Origin of the sequence: Amycolatopsis anabasis (assembly GCF_009765355.1) — a bacterium.
GTDB lineage: Bacteria > Actinomycetota > Actinomycetes > Mycobacteriales > Pseudonocardiaceae > Amycolatopsis > Amycolatopsis anabasis.
In genome coordinates this window covers 48,747-72,477 of sequence record NZ_VTHK01000035.1, presented here as the reverse complement: position 1 = coordinate 72,477, position 23,731 = coordinate 48,747, and the positions used below count along the sequence as shown (strand labels likewise).

The following is a 23,731-nucleotide window of genomic DNA, read 5'->3' as shown; positions in this document are numbered from 1 at the left end:
GTGCGTACTCCCGTCAGTTCAGGTCTTCGGGCGAGGAGAGGGTGCCGCGCACGGCGGTCGCGGCGGCCACCAGCGGGGACACCAGGTGGGTCCGCCCGCCCTTGCCCTGCCGGCCCTCGAAGTTCCGGTTGGAGGTCGACGCGCTGCGCTCGCCCGGGGAGAGCTGGTCCGGGTTCATGCCCAGGCACATCGAGCAGCCCGCCTGGCGCCACTCGGCGCCGGCGTCGGTGAAGATCTTGTTCAGCCCCTCGGCTTCGGCGGCCTGGCGGACCCGCATCGAGCCCGGCACCACGAGCATCCGGACGCCGTCGGCCACCTTGTGGCCCCGCAGCACCTCCGCCGCGGCCCGCAGATCCTCGATCCGGCCGTTCGTGCAGGAGCCGAGGAAGACGGTGTCCACCGCGATCTCGCGGAGCGGGGTGCCCGGCTTCAGGTCCATATAGGACAGGGCTTTCTCAGCGGCGATGCGCTCGTTCTCGTCCGGGATGCGTTCCGGATCGGGCACCGAGGCGCTCAGCGGCAGCCCCTGCCCGGGGTTGGTTCCCCAGGTGACGAACGGGGTGAGCTCGCTCGCGTCGATGTCCACCTCGGCGTCGAACTCGGCGTCGTCGTCGGTGCGCAGTTCCCGCCAGTTCGCCACCGCGGCGTCCCAGTCGGCGCCCTTCGGCGCGTGCGGGCGGCCTTCGAGGTAGGCGAACGTGGTCTCGTCCGGTGCGATCATCCCGGCGCGGGCGCCCGCTTCGATCGACATGTTGCACACGGTCATCCGGGCTTCCATGGACAGCGCCCGGATCGCGCTGCCCCGGTACTCGAGGACGTAGCCCTGCCCGCCGCCGGTGCCGATCTTCGCGATCACCGCGAGGATGATGTCCTTCGCGGTGACACCGGGCCGGAGCTCGCCGTCGACGTTGATCGCCATCGTCTTGAATGGACGGAGCGGCAAAGTCTGGGTCGCCAGAACGTGCTCCACCTCAGAGGTCCCGATACCGAATGCCATCGCGCCGAAGGCGCCGTGCGTTGACGTGTGACTGTCACCGCACACCACGGTCATCCCGGGTTGCGTGAGGCCCAGTTGTGGCCCGATAACGTGCACGATGCCCTGTTCCGCGTCACCCATCGGGTGCAGCCGGACGCCGAACTCCTTGCAGTTGCGTCGAAGCGTGTCGACCTGTGTGCGCGACACCGGATCGGCGATCGGCAGTTCGATGTCGACGGTCGGGACGTTGTGGTCCTCGGTGGCGATGGTGAGATCCGGCCGTCGGACCGGCCGGCCCGCCAGCCGGAGACCGTCGAACGCCTGCGGGCTGGTGACTTCGTGCACCAGGTGCAGGTCGATGTAGAGCAGATCGGGCTCGGCGCCTTCACCGCGCCGCACGGCGTGGGCGTCCCACACCTTCTCCGCCAGGGTCCGCCCCTTGGTGGTGGACATCAGGGCTCCTCCCAATGAGTTGTTTGGGAGCAAAGGAACTCGGCCGGGCCCGTGGGGCGCCGCACCACGAGTTCGATTTTCCCAGAATCTGGACTTCCCAAAGTTCGAGAAGTTAGTATCGCTTCGTGGGACAGCATAGCGCCTCGAATCAGCACAGCGGTATCGGAGTTCTGGACAAGGCCGTGGCCGTACTGCAGGCCGTGGCCGAGGATCCGTGCGGCCTGGCGGAACTGTGCAGCAGGACCGGATTGCCCCGTGCGACGGCGCACCGCCTCGCGGTGGGGCTGGAGGTGCACCGGTTGCTGCGCCGCGGCCCGGATGGACGGTGGCGGCCCGGAACCGCGCTCGCCGAGCTGGCGGGCGGCACCACGGACCCGTTGCTCGACGCGGCGACCTCGGTGCTGCCGAAGCTGCGCGACATCACCGGCGAGAGCGTCCAGCTCTACCGCCGCGACGGGGTGCAGCGGGTCTGCGTGTCCACCGCCGAGCCGCCGAGTGGCCTGCGCGACACCGTGCCGATCGGCTCACGCCTGCCGATGACGGCCGGTTCGGGTGCGAAGGTGCTCGCCGCGTGGTCCGATCCGCATACGCAGCGCACGATCCTGAACGACGCGGTGTACGGCGAGCGCACCCTGCTGGAAGTTCGCCGCCGGGGCTGGGCGCAAAGCGTGGCCGAACGCGAGCCGGGTGTCGCCAGCGTCTCGGCGCCGGTCCGGGATTCCTCGGGCACGGTGGTGGCGGCCGTCTCGGTGTCCGGACCGATCGAACGCATCGGCCGCAAACCGGGCGCCCGCTGGGCCGCCGACCTTCTCGCCGCCGCCGAAGCGCTCCAGGAGCGCCTCTGAACCTGTATCCGCGCGACTTTTCCGATGCGTGATCTCGGACACTGTGGATCCGGCCGTTCATTCGATCGGATGAAACCGGCTTACATCACGTCAATATCCCGTGGGGCGCGGTCGTTCGCCGTGCGGGCGAGCCGGAATCCGAGGTCGTCCACGCGAAAGGTGGGGTGGCTCTTGCGGCGGCACGACGCCCGGCATCCCCGGGGGTGGTCGAACCAGCCGCCGCCGCGGAAAACGCGGTACGGCCCGTAGACGCGGGGATCGTAGCGGTCCCAGCACCATTCCCACACGTTGCCGATCATGTCGTGGAAGCCCCACGCGTTCGGCGCCTTGGCCGCCACGTCGTGCGGTTCACCGCCGGAGTTCGCGCGGTACCAGGCGATCTCGTCCAGCTCCCCGTAGCGGACGCCGGAGGTTCCGGCCCGGCACGCGTACTCCCATTCGGCCTCGGCCGGGAGGCGGTAGCCGTCGGCCGCCCAGTCGCAGACCACGTCCTGCGCGTCGGGATCCTCGCCCATCGAGTAGCAGGGTTCGAGCCCCGACAGCGCCGAGAGCCGGTTGCAGAACAGGACGGCGTCGATCCAGGAGACCTCGGTCGCGGGTTTCCGCGGCGCGGGCGGATTCGCGGGCGCCTCGCCCCGGACGGCGGCGTACAGCTCGCGGGTCACCGGGTGCGAAGCCAGTTGGAAGGCCCCGACTTCGACCCGCCAGTTCGTCTTCGTGCCCTCGTCCCGCAGGACGATCTCCCCGGCGGGCACGCCGATCATGTGCTCGGCGATCGTCCGGAGCGGCTTCGGTTGGGGGTTCATCGCAACGCCCAACCTACCGGGTTCTTCCACAGTGGATGTTCGGCCTAGTGCCGGTATGCCTTGTTGATCAGGTCGCCGCCGTGGTCCAGGCAGTCCGCGCAGATCACCGCGCCCAGTTCCGGGCACTTCATCCGGGCCAGCGACCGGCGGAAACCCAGGAACGTGTACCGCTCGCGGCGCTCGCAGAACTCGCACGCCTCGTCGTCCCGCGAAGTCACCCGGACCAGGACGGTCTCGCCACGGCTGGGCCGTGCCTGCCCGTCGTGCACGAGTTTCAGGCCCGCGGCGATACAGCTCGCGCAGATCGGCCCGTCCGGACCCGGCACGCGATGTTCCCCGGGAGCCGGGGCGCGGCCGCAGAACCGGCACGAGGCGGTGCGTTGATCAGCCACGTCGCTCCAGCCGTATTCCGACCGGTTCACCCGGTTCGGACGATTCCACCCGCTGATTCGTTAGCGGAACTAAGAGCGTAAGCGCAAACAGCCGGAACGGCACGGGTAAGGCCACACTCGGCCGGGTATCCGAGGGAAGAACCCCGGCAACAAGGGAGGCCGTCATGGTTCACCCGGTTCCCCCAGGCCCTCCGGAACCCTTCCCCAAACCGCCTCCGGAGCCGGTTCCGCCCGGCCCGGAGCCGCCTCGGCCCCCGGTTCCACCCGAGCCGGTGCCGCCGGTTCCGCCGGAACCGGAGCCGCCCCGGGCGGAATGAGTGTCATTCGCTCGCACGGCGGTCCCGGGCGTTCTCCAGCAGCCCGATCACCTCGTTGTCGCTGGTCTGCGGGAAATCCTCGTACCACTGGCCCACGGCCAGGAACAGTTCGGGCCACTCGAGGCATACGACGCCGTCGGCCTCGTCCCGCAACCGCACGGCCCCGTCGCGGGCGCAGACGGGCGCGGCGAAGACCAGTTCGCGTGGATTCTCGTCGCGAACCGCGCGCAACGCCGCGGTGGCGGTGACGCCGGTGGCGAGTCCGTCGTCGATCACGATCACGGCGCGCCCCGCGCACCGCGCGGCCTGGTAACCGTTCCGGTAGAGCTCCATCCGGCGCCGGGCTTCCGCCCGTTCCTCCTCGCACGCCTTCGCCAGGTCCTGCCGGGTGAGCCCGAGCAGGTCGAGGGACCGCTCGTCGTAGTAGGGCGGCCCGGACGCGGTGACCGCGCCGACGCCGAACTCCGGTTGGTCCGGCGCGCCGATCTTCCGGGCGACCACCACGTCCAGCGGGGCGCCGAGGGCCTCGGCCACCGGTGCCGCGACGGGCACGCCGCCTCGCGGCAACCCGAGGACGACCGGATCGAACCACCGCCGTTCCCGCAGCCGCGCGGCCAGCCGACGGCCCGCTTCCCGCCGATCGGGGAAGACCTGAGCACTCATCGCGGATCGCATCGCTGGAACCTCCTCTCCACCCCGAGGCGTACCCGGTTCCCGCGATCGGCAACCACGAGCACCGGGAGGGATGCGCTTGCCCGTCACCCTTGCCCCACAGCCGCCTCGTCGGCGCCGGGTCCTGAGGCGGCGAAGTCCTGAGTGGACACCGCTTGTCGCCTTGCTCGGCGCCTGGCGTCAGCTCGCCGGGACGAGTTCGGTGAGCAGTTCCCGGACCCGGCGGTCGATCTCGTCGCGGATGGGGCGGACGGCGTCGATGCCCCGGCCCGCCGGATCGTCGAGTTTCCAGTCGAGGTAGCGCTTGCCGGGGAAGACCGGGCAGGCGTCGCCGCAGCCCATGGTGATGACCACGTCGCTGGCCTCGACGGCGCCGGTGGTCAGCTTCTTGGGCACCTCGGCGGAGATGTCGATCCCGAGCTCGGCCATCGCCTCGGCGACCGCCGGGTTCACGACGTCGGCCGGGGCGGATCCGGCGGAGCGGACCCGGACCCGGTCCCCGCCGTGGTGTCGCAAGAGCGCGGCGGCCATCTGGGAGCGGCCCGCGTTGTGCACGCAGACGAACAGAACTTCCGGGGTGCTGGACATGGCGTCTCCTCAGGGTTGAGACCGGGTGCGGCGGCGCAGCGCCAAGGACACGTAGACCAGGGCGACCAGGACGGGGACTTCGATGAGCGGTCCGACGACCCCGGCCAGCGCTTGACCGCTGGTGGCGCCGAACGTGGCGATCGCGACCGCGATGGCGAGTTCGAAGTTGTTGCCCGCCGCGGTGAACGCCAGCGTGGCGGTCCGCTCATACGATAGGCCGACGGCTTTGCCGAGCGCATAGGACCCGGCCCACATCAGCGCGAAGTACGCCAGCAGCGGCAGCGCGATCCGCGCCACGTCCAGCGGCGCGCTGGTGATCGCTTTCCCTTGCAGGGCAAAGAGAAGCACGATGGTGAACAGCAGCCCGTACAGCGCGAACGGCCCGATCCGCGGGAGCAGCTTGGTTTCGTACCAGGCACGCCCCCGCGCTTTCTCGCCGAGGCGGCGGGTGAGGTATCCGGCCATGAGCGGGATGCCGAGGAAGATCAGCACGCTGCGGGCGATCTCCCACACCGGCACCGCGAGCCCGGCCTGTTCCAGCCCGAGCCAGCCCGGGAGCACGGACAGGTAGAACCAGCCCAGCGCGGAGAAGGCGAGCACCTGGAACACCGAGTTCAGCGCGACCAGCACGGCGGCGGCCTCGCGGTCCCCGCACGCCAGGTCGTTCCAGATGATCACCATGGCGATGCAGCGCGCCAGCCCGACGATGATCAGCCCGGTCCGGTACTCGGGCAGGTCCGGCAGGAAGATCCACGCGAGCGCGAACATCAACGCCGGGCCCAGCACCCAGTTCAGCACCAGCGAAGGGATGAGCAGGCGGTGGTCGCGGGTGACGCCGTCCAGCCGGTCGTAGCGGACCTTCGCCAGCACCGGGTACATCATCACCAGCAAGCCGAGCGCGATCGGCAGGGACACCCCGGTCACGGTCACCGCCGCCAACGCGTCCCCCAGGCCCGGGACGAGGCGGCCGAGCCCGAGCCCGGCGGCCATCGCGGCCAGGATCCACACCGGCAGGAACCGGTCCACAACGGACAATCGTGCCGCCACCGGCACGGCGATCTCAGCGGTCACGTCCCAGATCCGGCGGGTTCGGGCAGCCGGCCCGCGGCCGGGCGGGCCAGCAGGGCCGCGACCTTGTCGGTGGTTTCCGGCAGCAGCCAGTAGTACACCCAGGTGCCGCGGCGCTCGCACTCGATCAATCCGGCTTGGCGCAACAACTTCAGGTGGTGGGAGATCGTCGGCTGGGACAGCTCGAACTCCGGTGTGAGCTCGCAGACGCACACCTCGCCGCCCGCGCGGGAGGCGATCATCGACAGCAGCCGCAGCCGCACCGGATCCCCGAGGGCCTTGAACACCGGCGCCAGTTCGGCGGCCTGTTCCTCGCCCAGCGGCGCGGACAGCAACCCGGGGCAGCAGTTCCCGGTTCCGCCGACGACCAAGGGCTCTTGATTCGACATTCTTCTATGTTGACAAACTTCGATCCAAGCCGCAAGGTTACATCGATGCACATCGATGGAGCCGAATCTGGGGCTTCCGGGTTCGGCGCGAAACACCGAAGGGGACACACGATGAGCGAACAGCCTGCCGATCTGCGCGAGACCGTGCGGGAGCGCTACGCGGCCGCCGCGAAGACCGTCACCGGGGGCGGCGCGGCCGACGACTGCTGCGGCCCGGCGCCGGTGGAGGTCGACGACAACTTCGGCGCCACCCTCTACCCCGCCACCGATCGCGACGAACTCCCCGCCGAGGCGGTCGCCGCCTCGCTCGGCTGCGGCAATCCCACCGCGGTCGCCGAACTCCGCGAAGGCGAGCGGGTGCTGGACCTCGGCTCCGGCGGCGGTATCGACGTCCTGCTCTCGGCCCGCCGGGTCGGGCCCACCGGCAAGGCGTACGGGCTGGACATGACCGAGGAAATGCTCGCCCTCGCCCGGACCAACGCGAAGAAGGCCGGGGCCGCCAACGTTGAGTTCCTCAAGGGCACCATCGAGAACATCCCGCTCCCCGAGGGCACGATCGACGTGGTGATCTCCAACTGCGTCATCAACCTCTCGGTCGACAAACCGGCCGTGTTCGCCGAAACCTTCCGCGTCCTGGCCCCCGGCGGTCGCCTCGGCATCTCCGACGTGGTCGCCGAGGACCACCTCACCCCGGCACACCGGGCCGAACGCGGCTCCTACACCGGCTGCATCGCCGGCGCCCTGTCCTTCGCCGAATACCGGGCCGAACTCGAGGCCGCGGGCTTCACCGGCATCGAGATCACCCCGACCCACCAGGTGGCCGACGGCATGCACTCCGCGATCGTCCACGCCACCAAACCGGCCACCACCGGCCGGGAATCCGGTGCGGGCGTCTGCTGCTGAGCGACCACGTTAGGTAGGAGAACTCCTACGCTTGACAGGTAGGAGTTTTCCTACCTAATGTGGCGGTATGAACATTTCGCGAATCACGACGATCACCGTGCTGGTGTCCGATCAGGACCGGGCGCGATCGTTCTATGTGGACGATCTGGGTTTCGAGGTGCGGGCGGACGTGCGGATGGAGCAGAACCGCTGGCTGGAGGTGGCGCCCGCGGGGGCGCAGACCTCGATGGTGCTGCACAAGCCGTTTCCCGGTATGGCGGCCGGTTCCTCGCGAGGGGTGATCCTGGAGTCGGCGGACCTCGACGCGGACGTGGCGGCACTGCGCGCGGCCGGGGTGAGTGTCGAGGGCCCCCGCGAGCTGCCGTGGGGCCGCCAGGCTACCTTCGCCGATCCGGACGGCAACGGTTTCGTCCTGGCGGCCGCGTCGCGGGACTGACGCGGGGAAGGGGAGGTTCTTCGTGCCGCACCGCGCCAAGAGTTCGCCGACCGACCACGTGTTCGGGGCGCTGGCCAACCCGACCCGGCGGGACGTGCTGGACCTCCTGCTGCACGGGCCGCGGACGGTGAGCGACATCGCCGCCCGGTTCGACATGGCCCGGCCGAGCGTGTCCGAACACCTCAAGGTGCTGCGCGATTCCGGCCTCGTCACCGAGACCAGGCAGGGCCGCCACCGCTACTACGCGGTCGATCCCGGTCCGCTGCACGAACTGCGGGAATGGCTCACCCCGTACGAGCGGTTCTGGCGGGACCGGCTGGCCGCCATCGGCGAAGTGCTGGACGATCTCGACGACCCGGCAGCGGAAGGGCGATCGTGACCGGCGACCTGACCACCATCCGCGTCGACCAGTTCTTCCCGCACTCGGTCGACCGGGTCTGGCGCGTGCTGACCACACCGGACCTGATGGCGCGCTGGCTGATGCCCAACGATTTCCGGCCCCGGCTGGGCCACCGGTTCACCCTGCGCTCGGTGCCCATCGGTCCCGTCGACTTCTCCGGCGTGGTGGCCTGCGAGGTGCTCGAACTGATCCCCGAGAAGCGGCTGCGCATCAGCTGGACCGACGCGGAGAACCCCGGTTCGTTCAGCAGCACCGTCACCTGGAGCCTGCAGGCCGAAGGGCACGGCACCCGGCTGCTGCTCGAACACGCCGGTTTCGATCCCGACAATCCCACGCACCAACTGTCCCGGCGCATCATGAACGGCGGCTGGCGCAGCCACGTGCTGCGGCGGTTCACCAAGGTGCTCGACGACGTTTCCGGCGAGCGCGAATCCCACTCGTAACGCGAATCGGCGGCGACCACGCCGAACGCACCCGTTGAAAGGCCGATGCAGCATGCCCCTGTCCGCCCACGCCGACCGGTTCCGGCGCACCGCCGACGGATTCCTGGCCCGAATCGAAGCCGTACCGGAGGACCGCTGGTCGGCGCCCTCCCCCTGTCCCGGTTGGACCGCCCGGGACGTCGTCGCGCACGTCATCAACGAACAGCGGCGCATGCTCGCCACCGTGACCAAGACCGAGCCCGCCGCCCGGCACGGCGTCGGCCTCGCCGAGATGGGCTCGATACCCGAAGTGGCCGCGGACGCGGATCTTTCGGCCGCGTGGCGGGAAATCGCCGACGGGCTCACCGCGGCGATCGACGACCCCGGCTGCGCGAGCACCCCGCTCCCCACCCCGATGGGCCCGCAGCCGTTCTCGTCGATGTTCGACCTGTTCCCCGAGGACGCCCTGATCCACACCTGGGACCTCGCCCGCGCCACCGGGCTGGACGAGCGGCTCGACCCGGAGGTCGTCGCCCACGTCCACGAACACCTCGAACCGCTCGACGAACTGTTCCGCCAGCCCTGGGCGTTCGGCCCGAAGGTGACCCCGCCGCCCGGCGCCGATCCGCAGACCGAGTTCCTCTGCTTCGTCGGCCGCCGCCCCTGACCGGAACGTAAGGTTGCCGGTGGAGGGTGGTCACGTGGCACTGGACCTGCGCAAGCTCGAGCATTTCGTCGCGGTGGTGGAGGAACTCAGCTTCACCCGGGCCGCCGCGCGGCTCCACCTGAGCCAGCAGGCGCTGAGCACGTCGATCCGCGCGCTGGAACGGGATGTCGGCACGCCGCTGTTCGACCGCGGCGGTCAGCAAACCGTCGTCCTGCCCGCCGGGCACGCGTTGTACGGCGATGCCCGCCCGCTGCTGGCGAGCGCGCGGGCGGCCTTGCTGCGTGCCCGCCGGGTCGGCCGGGAAGAGGACGACCTGCTGCGGATCGGGCACACCCCGGCGATCACCGGTCAGGAGGTCACCAGCCTGCTGGCCAAGCTGCGCGCCGCGGATCCCGGAATCTCGGTCACCGTGCGGCAGCTCTTTCCGGCGTCCCTGCCCGAGCAGATCCTCGCCGGGGACCTCGACGTGGCGCTCGGCCGGGTGTTCTCGCCGCCGCGCGGGCTGACCTCGGCCACCATCGGCCGGCACCGGCTGCGCGTCGCCGTGCGCGCCGGGCACCGGTTGGCCGGGCGGGAACGGCTGAGCCTGGCGGACCTGGCGGCCGAGCGGCTGATGGTGTGGGCGCCGCCGGGCCGTTCGGGATACACGGATCTGCTGCTCGGCGAATGCCGCCGCGCGGGGTTCGAGCCGGAGTACGAGATCAACCCGGTGCAGGGCACCCCGCCGGTCACCGCCGTGCAGGGCAACGACTGCTTCGCCCTGGTGACCTCCCCGCCCGGACCCGCCGCGGACGGGGAGGTGACGGTGCTCGACCTGGAGCCCGCGGTGTTCGTGCCGTTGCAGGCGATGTGGCTGGAGCACAGCACTTCCAGCGCGCGGGACGCCTTCCTGGCCACCGCGGCGGACTGACCGGGTCAGCGGGTGGTGTAACCGCCGTTGGCGAACAGCGTCTGCCCGGTGATCCACCAGCCGTCGGTGGCCAGGAACTTGATCAGGGGCACGATGTCCTCGATCTGGGTCAGCTGGTTCTTCAGCGCCTGGGACTTGTGGAACTCCACCCGCTCCGGGGTTTCCTGCGGGTAGAAGAACGGGGTGTCCATCGGGCCGGGCGCGACGTTGTTGACCGAGATGCCGCGCGGGGCGAACTCCTTCGACGCCGCGCGCACGAAGTGCTCCAGCGGCGCCTTGCCACCGGCGTAGGTGGAATAGCCGTCGGTGTAGGCGGCCAGCAACGAGGTGGCCAGGCTGATGATCTTGCCCTCGTCGTTGAGCCGCTTACCGGCCTCGCGCAGGAAGAAGTACGCCGCCTTGGCGTTGATGGCGAACATCTCGTCGTACTCGGTTTCGGTGGTCTCCAGGATCGGCTTGCGGAGGACCCGCCCGGAGGTGTTCACCGCGACGTCGACGCCGCCGAAGCTGTCGATCGCGACGTCGAAAAGGCGCACCACATCGGCCACCTGGGTGAGGTCGCCCTGCACGGCGACCGCCCGCACACCGGTCTGCCGCACCGCGTCGAGGGTCTTCTCGGCGTCGTCGCGGGTACCGTCGCCGTGGTAGTGCAGGACGATGTTGGCGCCTTCGGCGGCGAACGTGGTGCTGATCAGGCCACCGAGGTTCTTCGCGCCACCGGCGATGACGGCGACCTTGTCGCGCAACGAATGGTTGGTCATTGGTTCCTCTCCTCGATTCCGGTGTCCCCAATGACGTTATGAGCGCGAAGCGGGCCAAGGAAAACACGAACTTCCTGTCGGCCCACAAGAGAACTGGATGACCCCAGATCGGGACGTTCCGGCCGCCGAACTCCACACTCAAGCAAGCGAACTACACACTCGGGCAACCGAAATACACACTCGGGACCACCCCGCGGCATCGATCGGCTTCCCTGAAACGGACAACTCGCGTGCCCGAGTGTGCAACTCGCGCCTGACATCCGGATGTCAAGGTCAGCAGTTCGGGGGCTCGGGGGTCGCCCACTCGCGCAGCACCTGGCCCGGCTGCCACACCCAGCCGGCGGCTTCGGGGGCGTTGAGGTTCCACCAGTTGCCGTCCGGAGTTTGGCAGTTGATCGTGACCGGCTGGCCGTTCCAGCCCTTGCCCACGAACGCCCCGTCCGGGGCCGCCAGAATGTCGGCGTCGGCGATGAAGCGCCCGGGCACTCCCGCCGCGACCTGGTCCGCCTGCGCCTGCGCGGAAAGGACCGTTCCCCCGAGGAAGGCGGCGGTCAGGCCGGCCAGCGCCACCTTCGCAGCGAATTTGCGCACTAGTTCTCCATATTCTCCAGGGCGATATTCGCGATTACCGGAATACCGCGCGATCAAATTCCCGGCGCACGCTAGCGAGCGGTGATGAAATTCCGATGAAACGGCCGCCGCGGGCGCCCGGGCACGCCTTGCCCCGGGTTGTGGGGCGGAACACAGCGGCGGATTGTCACGCTGCGCCGGTGCGGTGTGGTCTTCCGAGTGTCCGCGAAATCCGTTCGGCAGAGGAGGCCCCCGCCATGGAAACCATGACCGTCGAACGCGTCATCGACGCGCCCATCGACGACGTGTTCACCTGGCTCACCACGACCACCAACTACACCGCTTCGCCGCTGGTGCTGCGCTGCCGGCTCGCCCGGCACGGCGAGGACGCGCCCTACGGCGTCGGCGCCATCCGCGGTCACCTCTGGCTCGTCGGCTGGTTTCGCGAGCGCATCACCCGCTACGACCCGCCGCACGCCACCGAGTACGTCGTCGAGCGATGCCTGCCCCCCGCCCGCCACGAGCTCGGCCGGATGATCTTCACCGAGGTCGACGGCGGCACCCGCGTCCAATGGACCACCCGCGCCGAGATTCGCGTCCCCCTGCTCGGCGCCCTGCTCACCCGCCTGATCGCCCGGCCGATCCTCACCCGCACGTTCGGCAACATCCTGGACGTCGCCGACACCGCGCTGTCCCGGCGACACGCGGGACCACGTCGGTGATCGCGGGAACTCGGGGCGGCTACCGCGGGCCGTTGGCCAGGGACAGGTTGAACGAGTAGCGCGAGGCCCGGTAGACGTGCCAGCCGCATTCGACGACCCGGCCGGTGTCGTCGTAGGTGGTGCGCCGCATCGTGAGCAGGGCCGCCCCCGGCTCCTCCGACAGCAGTTCGGCCTCCTCTTCGGTGGCCAGCCGCGCGCCGATGGCCTGCTGGGCGGCGTGCAGGTGCACGCCCGCGGACCGGAGCAGCTGGTAGAGGCCCTTGTCGCGCAACTCGTCGTCGGTCGGATCGATGATGCCGTCGGGCAGGTAGTTGTTCATCAAGGCGAGGGGTTCGCCGCCGGTCGAACGCACTCGCTTCAGCCGCCGGACCCGGGTCAGGCCGGGGGTCTCGAGCCATCGCACCGCGTCGGCGTCGGCGGGCTCCACCCGGTTGACCAGTACGGCGGACTCCGGCTTGTCGCCGAGGGCGGCCAGGTCGTCGAACAGGCTGCTCAGGCGAAGCGGGCGCGCGACCTTGGTCCGGACGACCTGGGTGCCGACCCCGCGTTTGCGCACGAGCAGTCCCTGGTTGACCAGGGATTGGATCGCCTGGCGAATGGTCGGCCGCGACATGCCCAGCCCCGCCGCCAGGTCCACCTCGTTGGCCAGCCGCGCGCCGGTCGGCAGCCGGCCGTCCTCGATCGCGGCACGCAGCTGCCGGGCGACCTGGAAGTACAGCGGTTCCGGGCTGGCCGGATCCACCACGATCTCGCTGACCGGGTCCCAGCCCAGGGGGCGTGCCTCGCGCGGCGGACTTGGGCTCATCACGCGCAGCCTACCGGGACCGGTCCGCCCGGTCAGTATGACGTAATGTCCATATGTCTTGACAAAGTCCGCCGGGGTTGAGAGCGTCTGGGTGCGAGCCGGGAGGAACTCAGGTGTCGGACACAGTGCGGCGGATCGTCGCGAAGCGGGTACGCGACCCGGAGGCGGTCGCGGCGGCGGCCGCCAACCGGGTGGTGGCGAAGTCGCCGTTCAACGACAAGGGCCGGACGATGATCATCGCCGCGGACCACCCGGCCCGCGGCGCGAACGGGGTCGGCGGGGATCCGCTGGCGATGGCCGATCGCGGTGAGCTGCTGGACCGGCTCTGCCTGGCGCTGGAACGGCCCGGCGTCACGGGTGTGCTGGCGACCGCGGACATCCTCGACGACCTGCTGCTCCTCGGCGCGCTCGAGGGCAAGACGGTGATCGGCTCGATGAACCGCACCGGCCTCGCCGGGTCGAGCTTCGAGATCGACGACCGGTTCGCCTGCTACGACGCCGAATCGATCGAACGGATGCGCTTCGACGGCGGCAAGACGCTCACCCGGATCTGCCTGACCGATCCGGCCACCCCGGCCGTGCTGGAGAACACCGCGAAGGCGATCAACGAACTGGCCGACCGGAAGCTGATCGCGATGGTCGAGCCGTTCCTGTCGAACTGGGTCGACGGGCGCCTCCGCAACGACCTCTCCCCGGACGCGGTGATCCGCTCGATCACCATCGCCTCCGGGCTGGGCCGGGCGTCGGCCTACACCTGGCTGAAGCTCCCGGTGGTCGACGACATGGACCGCGTGCTGGCGTCCACGACGCTGCCGACCGTGCTGCTGGGCGGCGAGGTCAAGGATCCGGACGCGGCGTTCGCCGCCTGGCAGCGGGCGCTCGCGCTGCCGACCGTGCAGGGCCTGGTGGTCGGGCGATCGCTGCTCTACCCGCACGATGGGGATGTCACGAAGGCAGTCGATACGGCAGTGGGGTTGCTATGACGTGGTACCGCGAGGCGGGGAGTACCGCCGAAGGACCGTTCAGCCTGGTGATCACGCCCGAGTCCGCGGGGTGGGGCCACTCCGGCTTGCGGGTGCTCGAGCTGGACGGCACGCGGACGCTCACCACCGGGGACGCGGAGACGCTGGTGCTGCCGCTGTCCGGCGGTTGCGCGGTGCGGGTGGACGGCGAGACGTTCGAACTCGCCGGGCGCACCGGGGTCTTCGACTCCCCCACCGATTTCGCTTACCTGCCAAGGGATGCCGAGGCGGTGATCACCGGCTCCGGCCGGTTCGCGCTGCCCTCGGCGAAAACCTCGAAGCGGCTGCCCGCGCGCTACGGCCCGGTGCAGAACGTCCCGGTGGAGTTGCGCGGCGCGGGCAACTGCAGCCGCCAGGTCAACAACTACTGCCTGCCGCACACCTTCGAGGCCGATCAGCTGCTGGTGTGCGAGGTGCTGACCCCGGGCGGGAACTGGTCGTCGTATCCGCCGCACAAGCACGACGAGGCCCGCGAGGGCGAGAGCGAACTGGAGGAGATCTACTACTTCGAGGTCGCCGCGGGCGGGATGGGCTATCAGCGGGTCTACGGCACCGAGGACCGCCCGATCGACGTGCTCGCCGAGGTCCGGTCCGGCGATGTCGTGCTGATCCCGCACGGCTGGCACGGGCCGTCGATGGCCGCGCCGGGCTACGACCTGTACTACCTCAACGTGATGGCCGGTCCCGGCCCGGAGCGGGCGTGGCTGATCTGCGACGACCCGGCCCACGGCTGGGTCCGCCAGACCTGGCGGTCGCAGGACGTCGACCCGCGCCTGCCCTTCGGCAGCCGCCGATGAGACTCACCACGACTACCTGTGAAGGACGGCCCGTGAAAACCATCGAACACTGGATCGACGGCACCGCGACCCCGGCGGGCTCGACCCGCACCGCGCGGGTCTACGACCCGGCCACCGGGCGGCAGCAGGCCGAAGTGCTGCTCGCCGAACCGTCCGATGTGGACACCGCGGTGGCGGCCGCGAGCAAGGCCTTCCAGTCGTGGGGGGACTCGTCGCTGTCGCAGCGGGCCAAGGTGATGTTCGCCTTCCGCGAGCTGCTGGTGCGGCACGAGGACGAGCTGGCCCGGATCATCTCGTCCGAGCACGGCAAGGTCATCGACGACGCGCGCGGCGAGATCGTGCGCGGCCGGGAAGTCGTGGAGTACGCGTGCGGGATCGCCGACGCGCTGAAGGGCAGCTTCTCCGACCAGGTCTCCCGGGACGTGGACGTGCACGACTTCCGGCAGCCGCTCGGCGTGGTCGCCGGGATCACGCCGTTCAACTTCCCGATCATGGTGCCGCTGTGGATGCACCCGATCGCCCTCGCCACCGGCAACACGTTCGTGCTCAAACCCAGCGAACGCGACCCCTCCGCCTCCCGCCTGGTCGCCGAACTCTACGCCGAGGCGGGGCTCCCCGACGGCGTGTTCAACGTGGTCAACGGCGACAAGGCCGCGGTCGACGCGCTCCTCGAGCACCCCGACGTCGCCGCCGTCTCCTTCGTCGGCTCCACCCCGATCGCCAAGTACGTGCACGAACGCGCCACCGCGACCGGTAAACGCGTGCAGGCCCTCGGCGGCGCGAAGAACCACGCCGTCGTGCTGCCCGACGCCGACCTCGAGTACGCCGCCAACCACCTCACGGCCGCCGCGTTCGGCTCCGCCGGGCAGCGCTGCATGGCGATCTCCATCGGCGTCGCCGTCGGTGACGCGGGAGACGAACTGGTCGAAATCCTCAAGCGCAAGGCCAATGAGGTCAAGGTCGGCCCCGGCGACGACGCCACCAGCGACATGGGCCCGGTGGTCACCCCGGCCGCGCGGGCACGGGTGATCGACGCCGTCGCGGGTGGCATCGCGCAGGGCGCCACCGCGGTCGTCGACGGCCGCGGCCACACGGTCGCCGGCCACGAGGACGGCTTCTTCGTCGGACCGTCCCTTTTGGACAACGTGACCGTGGAGATGGACGCCTACCGCGAGGAGATCTTCGGGCCCGTGCTCGGCATCGTGCGGGTCGGCACGGTGGACGAGGCCATCGCGCTGATCAACGCGAACCCCTACGGCAACGGCACCGCCATCTTCACCGGCAGCGGCGAGGCCGCCCGCAAGTTCCAGCGCGAGGTCAAGGTCGGCATGATCGGCGTGAACGTGCCCATCCCGGTGCCGATGTCGTACTACTCCTTCGGCGGCTGGAAGGACTCCCTCATCGGCGACAGCCCCATCCACGGCCCCGAGGGCGTCCGCTTCTACACCCGGGCCAAGGTGGTGACCACCCGCTGGCCGCACACCGAGGCCGCCTTCACCTTCCCGACCGCCGGGTGACGACTCCACCCTCGTCGTCCGCTTGAACCGTTCGGCGCGCGGATCCGTATCCCCGTTTGTCGGGAAGTGATGGACGACGGAGGTCCCGTGCTACGACACACGCTGGCGGTGCTGATCGGTTTGGTGGCTTGCGCGCTGTCCGGATGTTCGATGACCGAGGCCGCCGATCCGGCGGCGCCGAACGCATCCGGCGCCAACCAGGCGGACATTCGGTTCTCCCAGGACATGATCCCGCACCACCGGCAGTCGATCCAGATCGCCGAACTGGCCGTGCAGCGGGGAATCTCGGAGTTCGTGAAGGCCGAGGCCGGGGAGATCATCGGCCAGGAAACCGCCGAGATCGAAACGATGTCCCGGTGGCTGCGGGCCTGGAACATCGAGGTGCCCGCCGGGACCGGGCATTCCGGGCACGCCATGCCGGGAATGCTCTCGGCGGGCGAGATCGCCTCACTGGAGAACAGTTCGGGCACGGATTTCGACCGGAGGTGGCTGACCGCGATGGCCAAGCACCTGCGCAACGGGGTCGGCATGGCGTCGACGGTCCTGGCGTCCGGGCAACACCCGGAGACCAAGGCGTTGGCGCAGGACATCGTTGCGGAGCAAGGAAAGCAGGTCGCCGCGATCAACGAACAGCTCGCCCGGTCGTGAATGGACAGGGCGGTGCTGACCGCCCTGTCCACTCGCGACCCCCGGATTCGCCAGCCGATCAGCTCTTCATGTCGGCGAACATGCCGGGCTCGTAGGAACCCGCCGGGTTGCGCACGATCACGTTGAGCCGGTTGGCCGCGTTGATCAAGGCGACCAGGGAGACCAGCGCGGCGATCTGGTCGTCGTCGTAGTGCTTGCGCACCTGGGCCCAGGTCTCGTCGGACACGCCGTGGTGATGGTCGGCGAGCCGGGTGCCCTCCTCGGCGAGCGCCAGCGCGGCCCGCTCGGCCTCGGTGAACACGGTGGCCTCGCGCCAGGCGGCGACCAGGTTGAGCCGGACCGGGGTTTCGCCGGCGGCCGCGGCATCCTTGGTGTGCATGTCGGTGCAGAAGCCGCAGCCGTTGATCTGGCTGGCGCGCAGCGAGACCAGCTCCTGGGTGGCCTTCGGCAGCGACGACTGGCCGATCACCAGGCTGGCGTTGGCGAACCGCTTGCCGAACTTGACGGCGAGCTCGTTGTCGAACAGGTTGAATCGGGCGTCCATGACTTCGTCCTCACTCGTGGTTTCGCACTGAACGAACACGAGATGCCAGGGGGACCGGTCCTTGTGACAGCACGTGACGTACGCCACGGGCGGGTCGCCACTGTCACAGAACAGCGAAGCCCGGCGTCTGTTGGGTGACACCGTCGAGAACGAACAGGAGCCACCATGGCCGAAGACCGCCCGGACCCCGCCACCGAGGCGTTCCTCGCCCACCGCAACCTGCTGTTCACCGTCGCCTACGAGATGCTCGGCCTGGCCGCCGACGCGGAGGACGTCCTGCAGGAGACCTGGCTGCGGTGGGCGAACGTCGATCTCGACACGGTGCGGGACCAGCGTGCGTACCTCGTCCGGATCACCACCCGCCAGGCGCTCTCCCGGCTGCGCACGCTGGGCCGCCGCAAGGAGTCCTACGTCGGCCCCTGGCTGCCCGAGCCGCTGCTGACCGCGCCCGACGTGGCCGCGGACGTCGAGCTGGCGGACAGCGTCTCGATGGCGATGCTGCTGGTGCTGGAGACCCTCGCGCCGACCGAGCGGGCGGTGTTCGTGCTGCGCGAAGTGTTCGACTTCGGGTACGACGAGATCGCGGAAGCCGTCGGCAAGAGCCCCGCCGCGGTCCGCCAGATCGCCCACCGGGCGCGGGCGCACGTCGCCGCGCGCCGCCCGCGCGGGGTCGTTTCACCGGCCGAGACCCGGGGCGCGCTCGACGCGTTCCAGCGGGCGGTCGAGACCGGCGATCTGCAGAGCCTGCTCGACATCCTCGCTCCGGACGTCGTCCTGCTGGGGGACGGCGGCGGAGTCAAGCAGGCCGTGCTGCGCCCCATCGTGGGGGCCGACCGGGTGGCCCGCGTGCTGGCCGCCGGGCTGGGCCGGATCGCCGACGCGGCGTCGCTGCAGCAGGTACAGGTCAACGGCTACCCGGCCCTGATTCTCCGGCTCGACGGCGAACTCGACACCGTCGTGGCGCTGCGCATCGACGACGGCCTCATCACCGGGCTCTACGCCGTGCGCAATCCCGAAAAACTGTCGCATCTGCAGCGGGAGACCGTCCTGCGCCGCTGAATCCGGAAATGCCGCGTGGGGTACGCGCGCCCGGGTGTGGAACTCGCCTACCGAAACGGGGAACTCGGTAGACCGAAACGGGGGACTCGCGTGCCCGGCGCCCGGTCGGTCGCCTGCCTCGTCACGACGGGCCGGGGAGCGTGCTGATCTCCCACAGCGCGAGTGCCTTGTCCGCATACGCGCCGTCGTTCTCGGTGCAGCCTTCGAGGAGCACCGCCAACGGCTCGGGGAATCCGAAGGGTTCCCGGCACAGGTTCAGCGGCCGCCAATCCCCCGTCGAGATGTCGGAGTTGCGGGTCAGCTCGACGAACGTCGTCGTCAGCAGGTAGCGGGAACCGCTGCGCCGCAGGTTGCTCACCGCGCGCCCGATGTCCGCGTTGCTCAGGTGCACCAGGCAATCCCGGCAGAGCACCGCGTCCGCCCGCGGCAGCGGGTCCCCGATCAGGTCGAGCGTCCGGAACTCCCGCGCGCCGCCGTCCCCGTACCGCTCGGCGTTCCGCGTCACCAGTTCTGCCACGATGTCGGCCCCGATGTACTTGTCCACACCGAGATCCACGCCGCTGAGCCAGCCGAAGTCACCGCACGGAAGATCCAGCAGCGTGCGCACGCCGAAGCGGGCGAGCAGCTCCGGCAGCCGCGTGCGCAGCTCACGGGTCTGCTCGGCTTCCGAACCCGAACCGGACACCGATTCCGAGCCCCAGAGGTTGGCCCGGAAGATATGGGTGAACCGCTCCCGGTTACCCATCCGCTCAAGTACCTCGGCATGCCGCCGGTAGTTGATCTGCGCCACCGTCATCGGTCGATCATCCATACCAGGCACCTTACGACGCCCCGGCGTCAGTACAGGTCGCGCTGGTAGAGCTGTTCGACGGTGGCGCCCAGGCCACCGACCTGGTCGCCGAGGGTGCGGGCCATCTTCCCGGCGTTCTCCGCGATCGTCATGGTGTAGAAGTCGCTGCCCAGGGTGACCGCGTCGGCGAGGTGGCGTTCGTCGCGTTGCCACAGCTTCGCGCGGATCACCGCCTTGCCGCACTGGGAGAACACCTCGCGCACCCGCACGATCGTGGCCAGTACGGCCGGTTTGCCCTCGGCGCCGAGCCGGTCCAGCAGTTCGGGGTCGTCGGTGACGAACGCGTTGCCGTTGACGCGCACGGTCTCGCGCAGCCCCGGCACGAAGAACACCAGGCCCACGGCCGGGTTGCGGGTGAGGTTCTCGAACGTGTCGGCGAGTTTGTTGCCGGGGCGGTCCGGGATGGCCAGCGTCCACGGATCCAGCACCCGCACCGTCCCCGGCGGATCGCCCTTGGGGCTGGCGTCCAGCTGCCCGGTCTCGTCGGCGGTGGCCAGGACGAAGAACGTGCTGTGCGCGATGAACCGGGTGACGAACTCGCCGAGGTAGGGCTCCTTCTTGTCCGCGATGAACGGCGGCGGGTAGCCCAGGACCTCCCGCACCCGGGCCATGTCGATCGGCCGGTAGTCGTCGGCCGCCGTGCGCTCCGGGGCCGCCCCGCGGGCATTTCCGATGTCCACGCTCATCGTCGTTCTCCTTGTCACCACTGGGAATTCGTCAGATGTCGAGCACCAGCCGGGAGCCGCGGGCGCGGGACACGCAAGGAAACATGCGGTCACCGACTGCGCGATCCTCCGCGGAGAGGATGTCGTCGCGGTGCTCGGGAACGCCCTCGAGCACCCGGGTCTCGCAGGTGCCGCAGACACCTTCCCGGCACGAGCCGGTCACCGGCAGGCCCTCGTCTTCGAGCGCGCTCAGCACGCTGCGGTCGGCGGGCACGGTCACCGTGCGGTTCGACCTGGCGCACACCACCTCGATCTCGGTGTTCGGCAGGGCCGGTTTGGGGCGGGCTTTGAACCGCTCCAGGTGCACGGCGCCGGGCTCCCAATGCGCGGCGCCGTCTTCGACCGCGGCCAGCAACGGCTCCGGACCGCACGCGTAGATGGCGGTGCCGGGACGTGGCTGGTCGAGCCATTCGTTCAGCGGTATCCGGCCTACCCGATCCTCGGGGTAGAGCCACACCTGCTCCTGGTACGGCCGCAGTTCGTCGAGGAACGCCATCGAGGCCGCCGCGCGACCGCCGTACGCGAGCCGCCACGGCACCCCCTGGTGCGCGGCCTGCCGCACCATCGGCAGGATCGGCGTGATCCCGATTCCGCCCGCGATGAACAGGTACGCCGGGGCGGGGTGGAAGCCGAAGTTGTCCTGCGGGCCGCGCACCCGTACCGGTTGGCCCGGGCGCAGGAACGCGTGCACGTACTCCGACCCGCCGCGGCTGGCCCGCTCGCGCAGCACCCCGATGCGGTAACCGGACCGGTCCTCCGGAGACCCGCACAGCGAGTACTGTCGCGCGATCCCGGTGGGCAGCACCAGTTCGACGTGCGCGCCGGGGCGCCACGGGGGCAGGTCCCGTCCGTCCGCCGCGCACAGTTCGACCGAGACCACACCCGCGGCCTCCCACCGCAACTGGCGCACCACCATCGGGAGTTCGACCGCCCCGGTACCGGGCCGGGCCGGAGCCGCACTCGTCATAATCACCCCTGCTGTGTTAACAAAGTTATCACCAATAAATCCAATGTAGTGATAACATCGTTAACGTGTCAACGAACGCGGACGGAACCCGGACTCGACGCAAGACGGCACTGCGGGTGGAGACGGTCGCGCGCGCGGCGCTCGCGCTGGTCGACTCCGGCGGACTGGAGTCCCTGACCATGCGCCGGCTCGCCGTGAGCCTGGACGTGCAACTGCCGACGATCTACCGGCTGTTCGACAACAAGCAGGCCCTGCTCGACGAGATGGCCGAGACGGTCCTGGGCGGCGTGCTGGCCCGGGTGCGCGAGGACGGCGAAGCCGACTGGGCGGGCCGCGCCGCCGCCCTCGCGCGGGCGATGCGGGAAACCTTGCTGGCGCAACGGGACGGAGCCCGCATCGTCGGCGGCACCTACACGGCCAAGCAGCACACGCTGACCCTCGCCGAAACGATGCTGGCGAGCATGCGGGACGCCGGTTTCCCGGGCGACACCGCGCTCCGGGCCAACACCACGATCTTCAGCTTCGTCCTGGGCGAGGTGCTCGAACAGCAAGGCGCCACCGGTGGCGAGATCGAAACGCTCACCGCCTCGCTGCGCGGCGGCCGGTATCCCTGCCTCGCGGCCGCTCCGGTCGAACTGATCGTCGACTTCGACGCGCGCTTCGACTTCGGACTGCGCATCCTGCTGGCCGGGCTGAGCGCCGAACTCGCGTGACCCACGCCAACGATCCGGCGGTCCGCGACCTGAAGCCGCCCTCCGCTCGGCGCGACCGCGGGCCGAGGGTGGCACCACCCCGGGCCGCCGACCTTTCGACGCGAGGTCAGCGGCGGCCCGAGGGGGCTGGGCTAGGCGGCGCGACCGGCCTTGAGCGCCGCCGCGGTGTCGGCGACGCGCCGGGCCTGGTAGCGGGCCGCTTCCAGGGCCACGTCGCCGGGCTTGCCCCCGCCGGCCACGTGGGAGGTGCCGTAGGGATTGCCCGATTTGAACTGGACGGGGTCGGTGTAACCGGGGGGAACGATGATGCCGCCCCAGTGGTAGAACGTGTTCGCCAGCGCCAGGAGGGTGGACTCCTGCCCGCCGTGGGGGGTGTTGCTGGCGGTGAACGCCGAGTACACCTTGTCGGCGAGCTTGCCCGCGAACCACAGGGGGCCGGTGCCGTCGATGAACGCCCGGAGCTGGCTGGCCGGGTTGCCGAAGCGGGTGGGGGTGCCGAACAGCACCGCGTCGGCCCACTCGAGGTCGTCGTGGCTGGGCTGGGCCAGCTCGGCGGTGTCCCGCACGTGCTGGCTCCAGGCCTCGTTGGCACTGATCGCCTCGGGTGGCGCCGTTTCGGCGACCTTGCGCAGCCGCACGTGTGCGCCGGCCTTTTCCGCACCCTCGGCGGCGGCTTGCGCCAGGGCGTGCACCGTGCCGGTGGCGCTGTAATATATGACTGCGACGTTCACGGGATCCATGATCAGTTTTCCTTCTTTCGCGGGGTTCTCCAGTACTACGACGACGCAATCCCCCGCTTTGTGAGGTGACCGCCCACCACAGGCGTGACCAAGGGAGTTGGCGACACCATTAACACGCAAGAAGACCAGCGCGAACCGGGCCTGAGCACGATCCTGGGCAAGCGGCGTCACCTGATCAATCTCGCGTACCGGCTCCTCGGCTCGCTGGCCGACGCCGAGGACGTCGTGCAAGAGACGTACGCCCGCTGGTACGCCCTGTCGCGCCAGCAGCAGGGCGCCATCGAATCCCCCGGCGGCTGGCTGACGACGGTCGCCAGCCGCATCTGCCTCGACCTGCTCGGCTCGGCGCGGGCCAGGCGGGAGCGGTACGTGGGCGAATGGCTTCCGGAGCCGCTGCCCGATCACGCGGAGTGGATCACCGGGAGCACGGCCGACCCGGCCGACCGGGTCACCCTCGACGAGTCGATCAACATGGCGTTCCTCGTCGTGCTCGACTCGATGACCCCGGCCGAACGCGTCGCGCTCATCCTGCACGACGTCTTCCACTACTCCTTCGCGGAAGTGGCCGAGATCGTCGGCCGGACCCCGGCGGCATGCCGTCAGCTGGCCTCCTCGGCCCGCCGCCGCATCCGCGCGTCGCAGGGGCCCGCGACTCCGGCGGCCCAGCGCGCGGACATCGTCCGGGACTTCAAGCAGGCCTGGGCGGCCAAGGACATCGACGCCCTCATCGGCCTCCTCGACCCCGAGGCCACGACGGTCGCCGACGGCGGCGGCCTCGCCAGCGCCGAACTCCACCCCGTCGAAGGCGGCGAGCGGGTCGCGCGCGCCTTCGCCGGCATCGCGGGCAGGGCCCCCGAATTGACGATCCTGGAGCGCACGGTCAACGGCCAGCCCGGTCTGGTGGTGCGGCAAGGGGGCGTCACCGTGACGGTGCTGGCGTTCGACGTGGCGGGTGACCGGATCAGGCACATCTGGGCGGTGCGCAACCCCGAGAAGCTCCGGGCCTGGACCGGAGCCGCCAGCCCGGCGCCGACCCGCTGAGGCTCG

The 23,731-nt window shown here is 70.2% G+C and carries 30 protein-coding genes; 15 read left to right on the top strand and 15 right to left on the bottom strand.

Annotated elements, in window-relative coordinates:
• Positions 1-13 precede the first annotated feature (13 nt).
• The gene (leuC, locus tag FXO23_RS34890) at positions 14-1,429 is read right to left on the bottom strand and encodes a 3-isopropylmalate dehydratase large subunit (protein ID WP_158890212.1); all 1,416 of its coding nucleotides are present in this window, start codon (positions 1,427-1,429) and stop codon (positions 14-16) included.
• Positions 1,430-1,554: 125 nt separating this feature from the next.
• Between leuC and FXO23_RS34885 the strand changes: the two genes are divergently transcribed.
• The gene (locus FXO23_RS34885; RefSeq protein ID WP_179956971.1) at positions 1,555-2,274 is read left to right on the top strand and encodes an IclR family transcriptional regulator; all 720 of its coding nucleotides are present in this window, start codon (positions 1,555-1,557) and stop codon (positions 2,272-2,274) included.
• Between the two features lie 80 nt (positions 2,275-2,354).
• Here FXO23_RS34885 and FXO23_RS34880 read toward each other — a convergent pair whose 3' ends face one another.
• The 6 genes from FXO23_RS34880 to FXO23_RS34855 form a co-directional block, all read right to left on the bottom strand.
• Positions 2,355-3,080, bottom strand: coding sequence for a formylglycine-generating enzyme family protein (locus FXO23_RS34880; protein ID WP_246258209.1), 726 nt, complete (start codon positions 3,078-3,080; stop codon positions 2,355-2,357).
• 44 nt (positions 3,081-3,124) lie between these two features.
• Positions 3,125-3,472, bottom strand: a complete 348-nt coding sequence (locus tag FXO23_RS34875; RefSeq protein ID WP_158890210.1) for a hypothetical protein — start codon at positions 3,470-3,472, stop codon at positions 3,125-3,127.
• A 320-nt stretch (positions 3,473-3,792) separates the two neighbouring features.
• Positions 3,793-4,464 carry a phosphoribosyltransferase gene (locus tag FXO23_RS34870; protein WP_158890208.1) on the bottom strand — a complete coding sequence of 224 codons (672 nt, stop codon included), beginning with the start codon at positions 4,462-4,464 and terminating at the stop codon, positions 3,793-3,795.
• Between the two features lie 177 nt (positions 4,465-4,641).
• On the bottom strand, positions 4,642-5,049 hold the full coding sequence (locus tag FXO23_RS34865; RefSeq protein WP_158890206.1) for an arsenate reductase ArsC: 408 nt from the start codon (positions 5,047-5,049) through the stop codon (positions 4,642-4,644).
• A 9-nt stretch (positions 5,050-5,058) separates the two neighbouring features.
• Positions 5,059-6,120 (bottom strand): ACR3 family arsenite efflux transporter, encoded by a 1,062-nt coding sequence (gene arsB / locus FXO23_RS34860; protein WP_158890203.1) that lies wholly within the window; start codon positions 6,118-6,120, stop codon positions 5,059-5,061.
• Positions 6,117-6,506, bottom strand: coding sequence for an ArsR/SmtB family transcription factor (locus tag FXO23_RS34855; RefSeq protein ID WP_158890201.1), 390 nt, complete (start codon positions 6,504-6,506; stop codon positions 6,117-6,119). Before FXO23_RS34855 ends, arsB begins: the two co-directional genes overlap by 4 nt.
• Before the next feature lie 111 nt (positions 6,507-6,617).
• Between FXO23_RS34855 and arsM the strand changes: the two genes are divergently transcribed.
• The 6 genes from arsM to FXO23_RS34825 all read left to right on the top strand — a co-directional run bounded on the left by arsM (position 6,618) and on the right by FXO23_RS34825 (position 10,244).
• Complete coding sequence (gene arsM, locus FXO23_RS34850; protein WP_158890199.1) at positions 6,618-7,409, top strand: arsenite methyltransferase; 792 nt, start codon at positions 6,618-6,620, stop codon at positions 7,407-7,409.
• Positions 7,410-7,476: 67 nt separating this feature from the next.
• Entirely contained in the window at positions 7,477-7,845 is a 369-nt protein-coding gene (locus tag FXO23_RS34845) for a VOC family protein (RefSeq protein ID WP_158890197.1), read from the top strand.
• 22 nt (positions 7,846-7,867) lie between these two features.
• Positions 7,868-8,224 carry an ArsR/SmtB family transcription factor gene (locus FXO23_RS34840; RefSeq protein WP_158890195.1) on the top strand — a complete coding sequence of 119 codons (357 nt, stop codon included), beginning with the start codon at positions 7,868-7,870 and terminating at the stop codon, positions 8,222-8,224.
• Positions 8,221-8,688, top strand: coding sequence for an SRPBCC family protein (locus tag FXO23_RS34835; RefSeq protein ID WP_246258208.1), 468 nt, complete (start codon positions 8,221-8,223; stop codon positions 8,686-8,688). The genes FXO23_RS34840 and FXO23_RS34835 overlap by 4 nt, the downstream gene beginning before the upstream one ends.
• Positions 8,689-8,740: 52 nt before the next feature.
• Complete coding sequence (locus tag FXO23_RS34830) at positions 8,741-9,334, top strand: TIGR03086 family metal-binding protein (RefSeq protein WP_158890191.1); 594 nt, start codon at positions 8,741-8,743, stop codon at positions 9,332-9,334.
• Positions 9,335-9,368: 34 nt separating this feature from the next.
• Positions 9,369-10,244 carry a LysR family transcriptional regulator gene (locus FXO23_RS34825; RefSeq protein ID WP_179956970.1) on the top strand — a complete coding sequence of 292 codons (876 nt, stop codon included), beginning with the start codon at positions 9,369-9,371 and terminating at the stop codon, positions 10,242-10,244.
• A 5-nt stretch (positions 10,245-10,249) separates the two neighbouring features.
• Here FXO23_RS34825 and FXO23_RS34820 read toward each other — a convergent pair whose 3' ends face one another.
• Positions 10,250-11,005 carry an SDR family oxidoreductase gene (locus FXO23_RS34820; RefSeq protein WP_158890189.1) on the bottom strand — a complete coding sequence of 252 codons (756 nt, stop codon included), beginning with the start codon at positions 11,003-11,005 and terminating at the stop codon, positions 10,250-10,252.
• A gap of 273 nt (positions 11,006-11,278) precedes the next feature.
• Entirely contained in the window at positions 11,279-11,596 is a 318-nt protein-coding gene (locus FXO23_RS34815) for an SH3 domain-containing protein (protein WP_158890187.1), read from the bottom strand.
• A gap of 236 nt (positions 11,597-11,832) precedes the next feature.
• Here FXO23_RS34815 and FXO23_RS34810 point away from each other — a divergent pair, with 236 nt between their 5' ends.
• Positions 11,833-12,297 (top strand): SRPBCC family protein, encoded by a 465-nt coding sequence (locus tag FXO23_RS34810; protein ID WP_158890185.1) that lies wholly within the window; start codon positions 11,833-11,835, stop codon positions 12,295-12,297.
• A gap of 19 nt (positions 12,298-12,316) precedes the next feature.
• On the opposite strand, the gene FXO23_RS34805 is transcribed toward FXO23_RS34810, so the two are convergent.
• Positions 12,317-13,102 carry a GntR family transcriptional regulator gene (locus tag FXO23_RS34805; RefSeq protein ID WP_158890183.1) on the bottom strand — a complete coding sequence of 262 codons (786 nt, stop codon included), beginning with the start codon at positions 13,100-13,102 and terminating at the stop codon, positions 12,317-12,319.
• Positions 13,103-13,215: 113 nt separating this feature from the next.
• Between FXO23_RS34805 and FXO23_RS34800 the strand changes: the two genes are divergently transcribed.
• From FXO23_RS34800 to FXO23_RS34785, 4 genes are all read left to right on the top strand, one after another.
• Complete coding sequence (locus FXO23_RS34800; protein WP_158890181.1) at positions 13,216-14,085, top strand: Cgl0159 family (beta/alpha)8-fold protein; 870 nt, start codon at positions 13,216-13,218, stop codon at positions 14,083-14,085.
• A complete protein-coding gene (iolB, locus tag FXO23_RS34795; protein WP_158890179.1) occupies positions 14,082-14,921 on the top strand; it encodes a 5-deoxy-glucuronate isomerase in 840 nt (279 codons plus the stop codon). Before FXO23_RS34800 ends, iolB begins: the two co-directional genes overlap by 4 nt.
• Before the next feature lie 32 nt (positions 14,922-14,953).
• Entirely contained in the window at positions 14,954-16,438 is a 1,485-nt protein-coding gene (locus tag FXO23_RS34790) for a CoA-acylating methylmalonate-semialdehyde dehydrogenase (RefSeq protein ID WP_158890177.1), read from the top strand.
• Positions 16,439-16,525: 87 nt separating this feature from the next.
• A complete protein-coding gene (locus FXO23_RS34785) occupies positions 16,526-17,086 on the top strand; it encodes a DUF305 domain-containing protein (protein ID WP_246258207.1) in 561 nt (186 codons plus the stop codon).
• Between the two features lie 58 nt (positions 17,087-17,144).
• On the opposite strand, the gene FXO23_RS34780 is transcribed toward FXO23_RS34785, so the two are convergent.
• Entirely contained in the window at positions 17,145-17,630 is a 486-nt protein-coding gene (locus FXO23_RS34780) for a carboxymuconolactone decarboxylase family protein (protein WP_158890173.1), read from the bottom strand.
• A gap of 165 nt (positions 17,631-17,795) precedes the next feature.
• On the opposite strand from FXO23_RS34780, the gene FXO23_RS34775 reads away from it, so the two are divergent.
• Positions 17,796-18,689 (top strand): RNA polymerase sigma-70 factor, encoded by an 894-nt coding sequence (locus tag FXO23_RS34775; RefSeq protein WP_158890171.1) that lies wholly within the window; start codon positions 17,796-17,798, stop codon positions 18,687-18,689.
• Between the two features lie 121 nt (positions 18,690-18,810).
• Here FXO23_RS34775 and FXO23_RS34770 read toward each other — a convergent pair whose 3' ends face one another.
• Genes FXO23_RS34770 through FXO23_RS34760 form a run of 3 tightly spaced genes read right to left on the bottom strand, consistent with a single transcriptional unit; the run spans position 18,811 to position 21,231 of the window.
• Entirely contained in the window at positions 18,811-19,500 is a 690-nt protein-coding gene (locus FXO23_RS34770) for a class I SAM-dependent methyltransferase (RefSeq protein WP_158890170.1), read from the bottom strand.
• Between the two features lie 26 nt (positions 19,501-19,526).
• The gene (locus tag FXO23_RS34765) at positions 19,527-20,225 is read right to left on the bottom strand and encodes an MSMEG_1061 family FMN-dependent PPOX-type flavoprotein (protein WP_158890168.1); all 699 of its coding nucleotides are present in this window, start codon (positions 20,223-20,225) and stop codon (positions 19,527-19,529) included.
• A gap of 31 nt (positions 20,226-20,256) precedes the next feature.
• Complete coding sequence (locus FXO23_RS34760; RefSeq protein ID WP_158890166.1) at positions 20,257-21,231, bottom strand: PDR/VanB family oxidoreductase; 975 nt, start codon at positions 21,229-21,231, stop codon at positions 20,257-20,259.
• A gap of 65 nt (positions 21,232-21,296) precedes the next feature.
• On the opposite strand from FXO23_RS34760, the gene FXO23_RS34755 reads away from it, so the two are divergent.
• The gene (locus tag FXO23_RS34755) at positions 21,297-21,944 is read left to right on the top strand and encodes a TetR/AcrR family transcriptional regulator C-terminal domain-containing protein (protein WP_158890164.1); all 648 of its coding nucleotides are present in this window, start codon (positions 21,297-21,299) and stop codon (positions 21,942-21,944) included.
• 131 nt (positions 21,945-22,075) lie between these two features.
• On the opposite strand, the gene wrbA is transcribed toward FXO23_RS34755, so the two are convergent.
• On the bottom strand, positions 22,076-22,684 hold the full coding sequence (gene wrbA / locus FXO23_RS34750) for an NAD(P)H:quinone oxidoreductase (protein WP_179956969.1): 609 nt from the start codon (positions 22,682-22,684) through the stop codon (positions 22,076-22,078).
• A gap of 84 nt (positions 22,685-22,768) precedes the next feature.
• On the opposite strand from wrbA, the gene sigJ reads away from it, so the two are divergent.
• Complete coding sequence (gene sigJ, locus FXO23_RS34745; protein WP_425484938.1) at positions 22,769-23,725, top strand: RNA polymerase sigma factor SigJ; 957 nt, start codon at positions 22,769-22,771, stop codon at positions 23,723-23,725.
• Positions 23,726-23,731 lie beyond the last annotated feature (6 nt).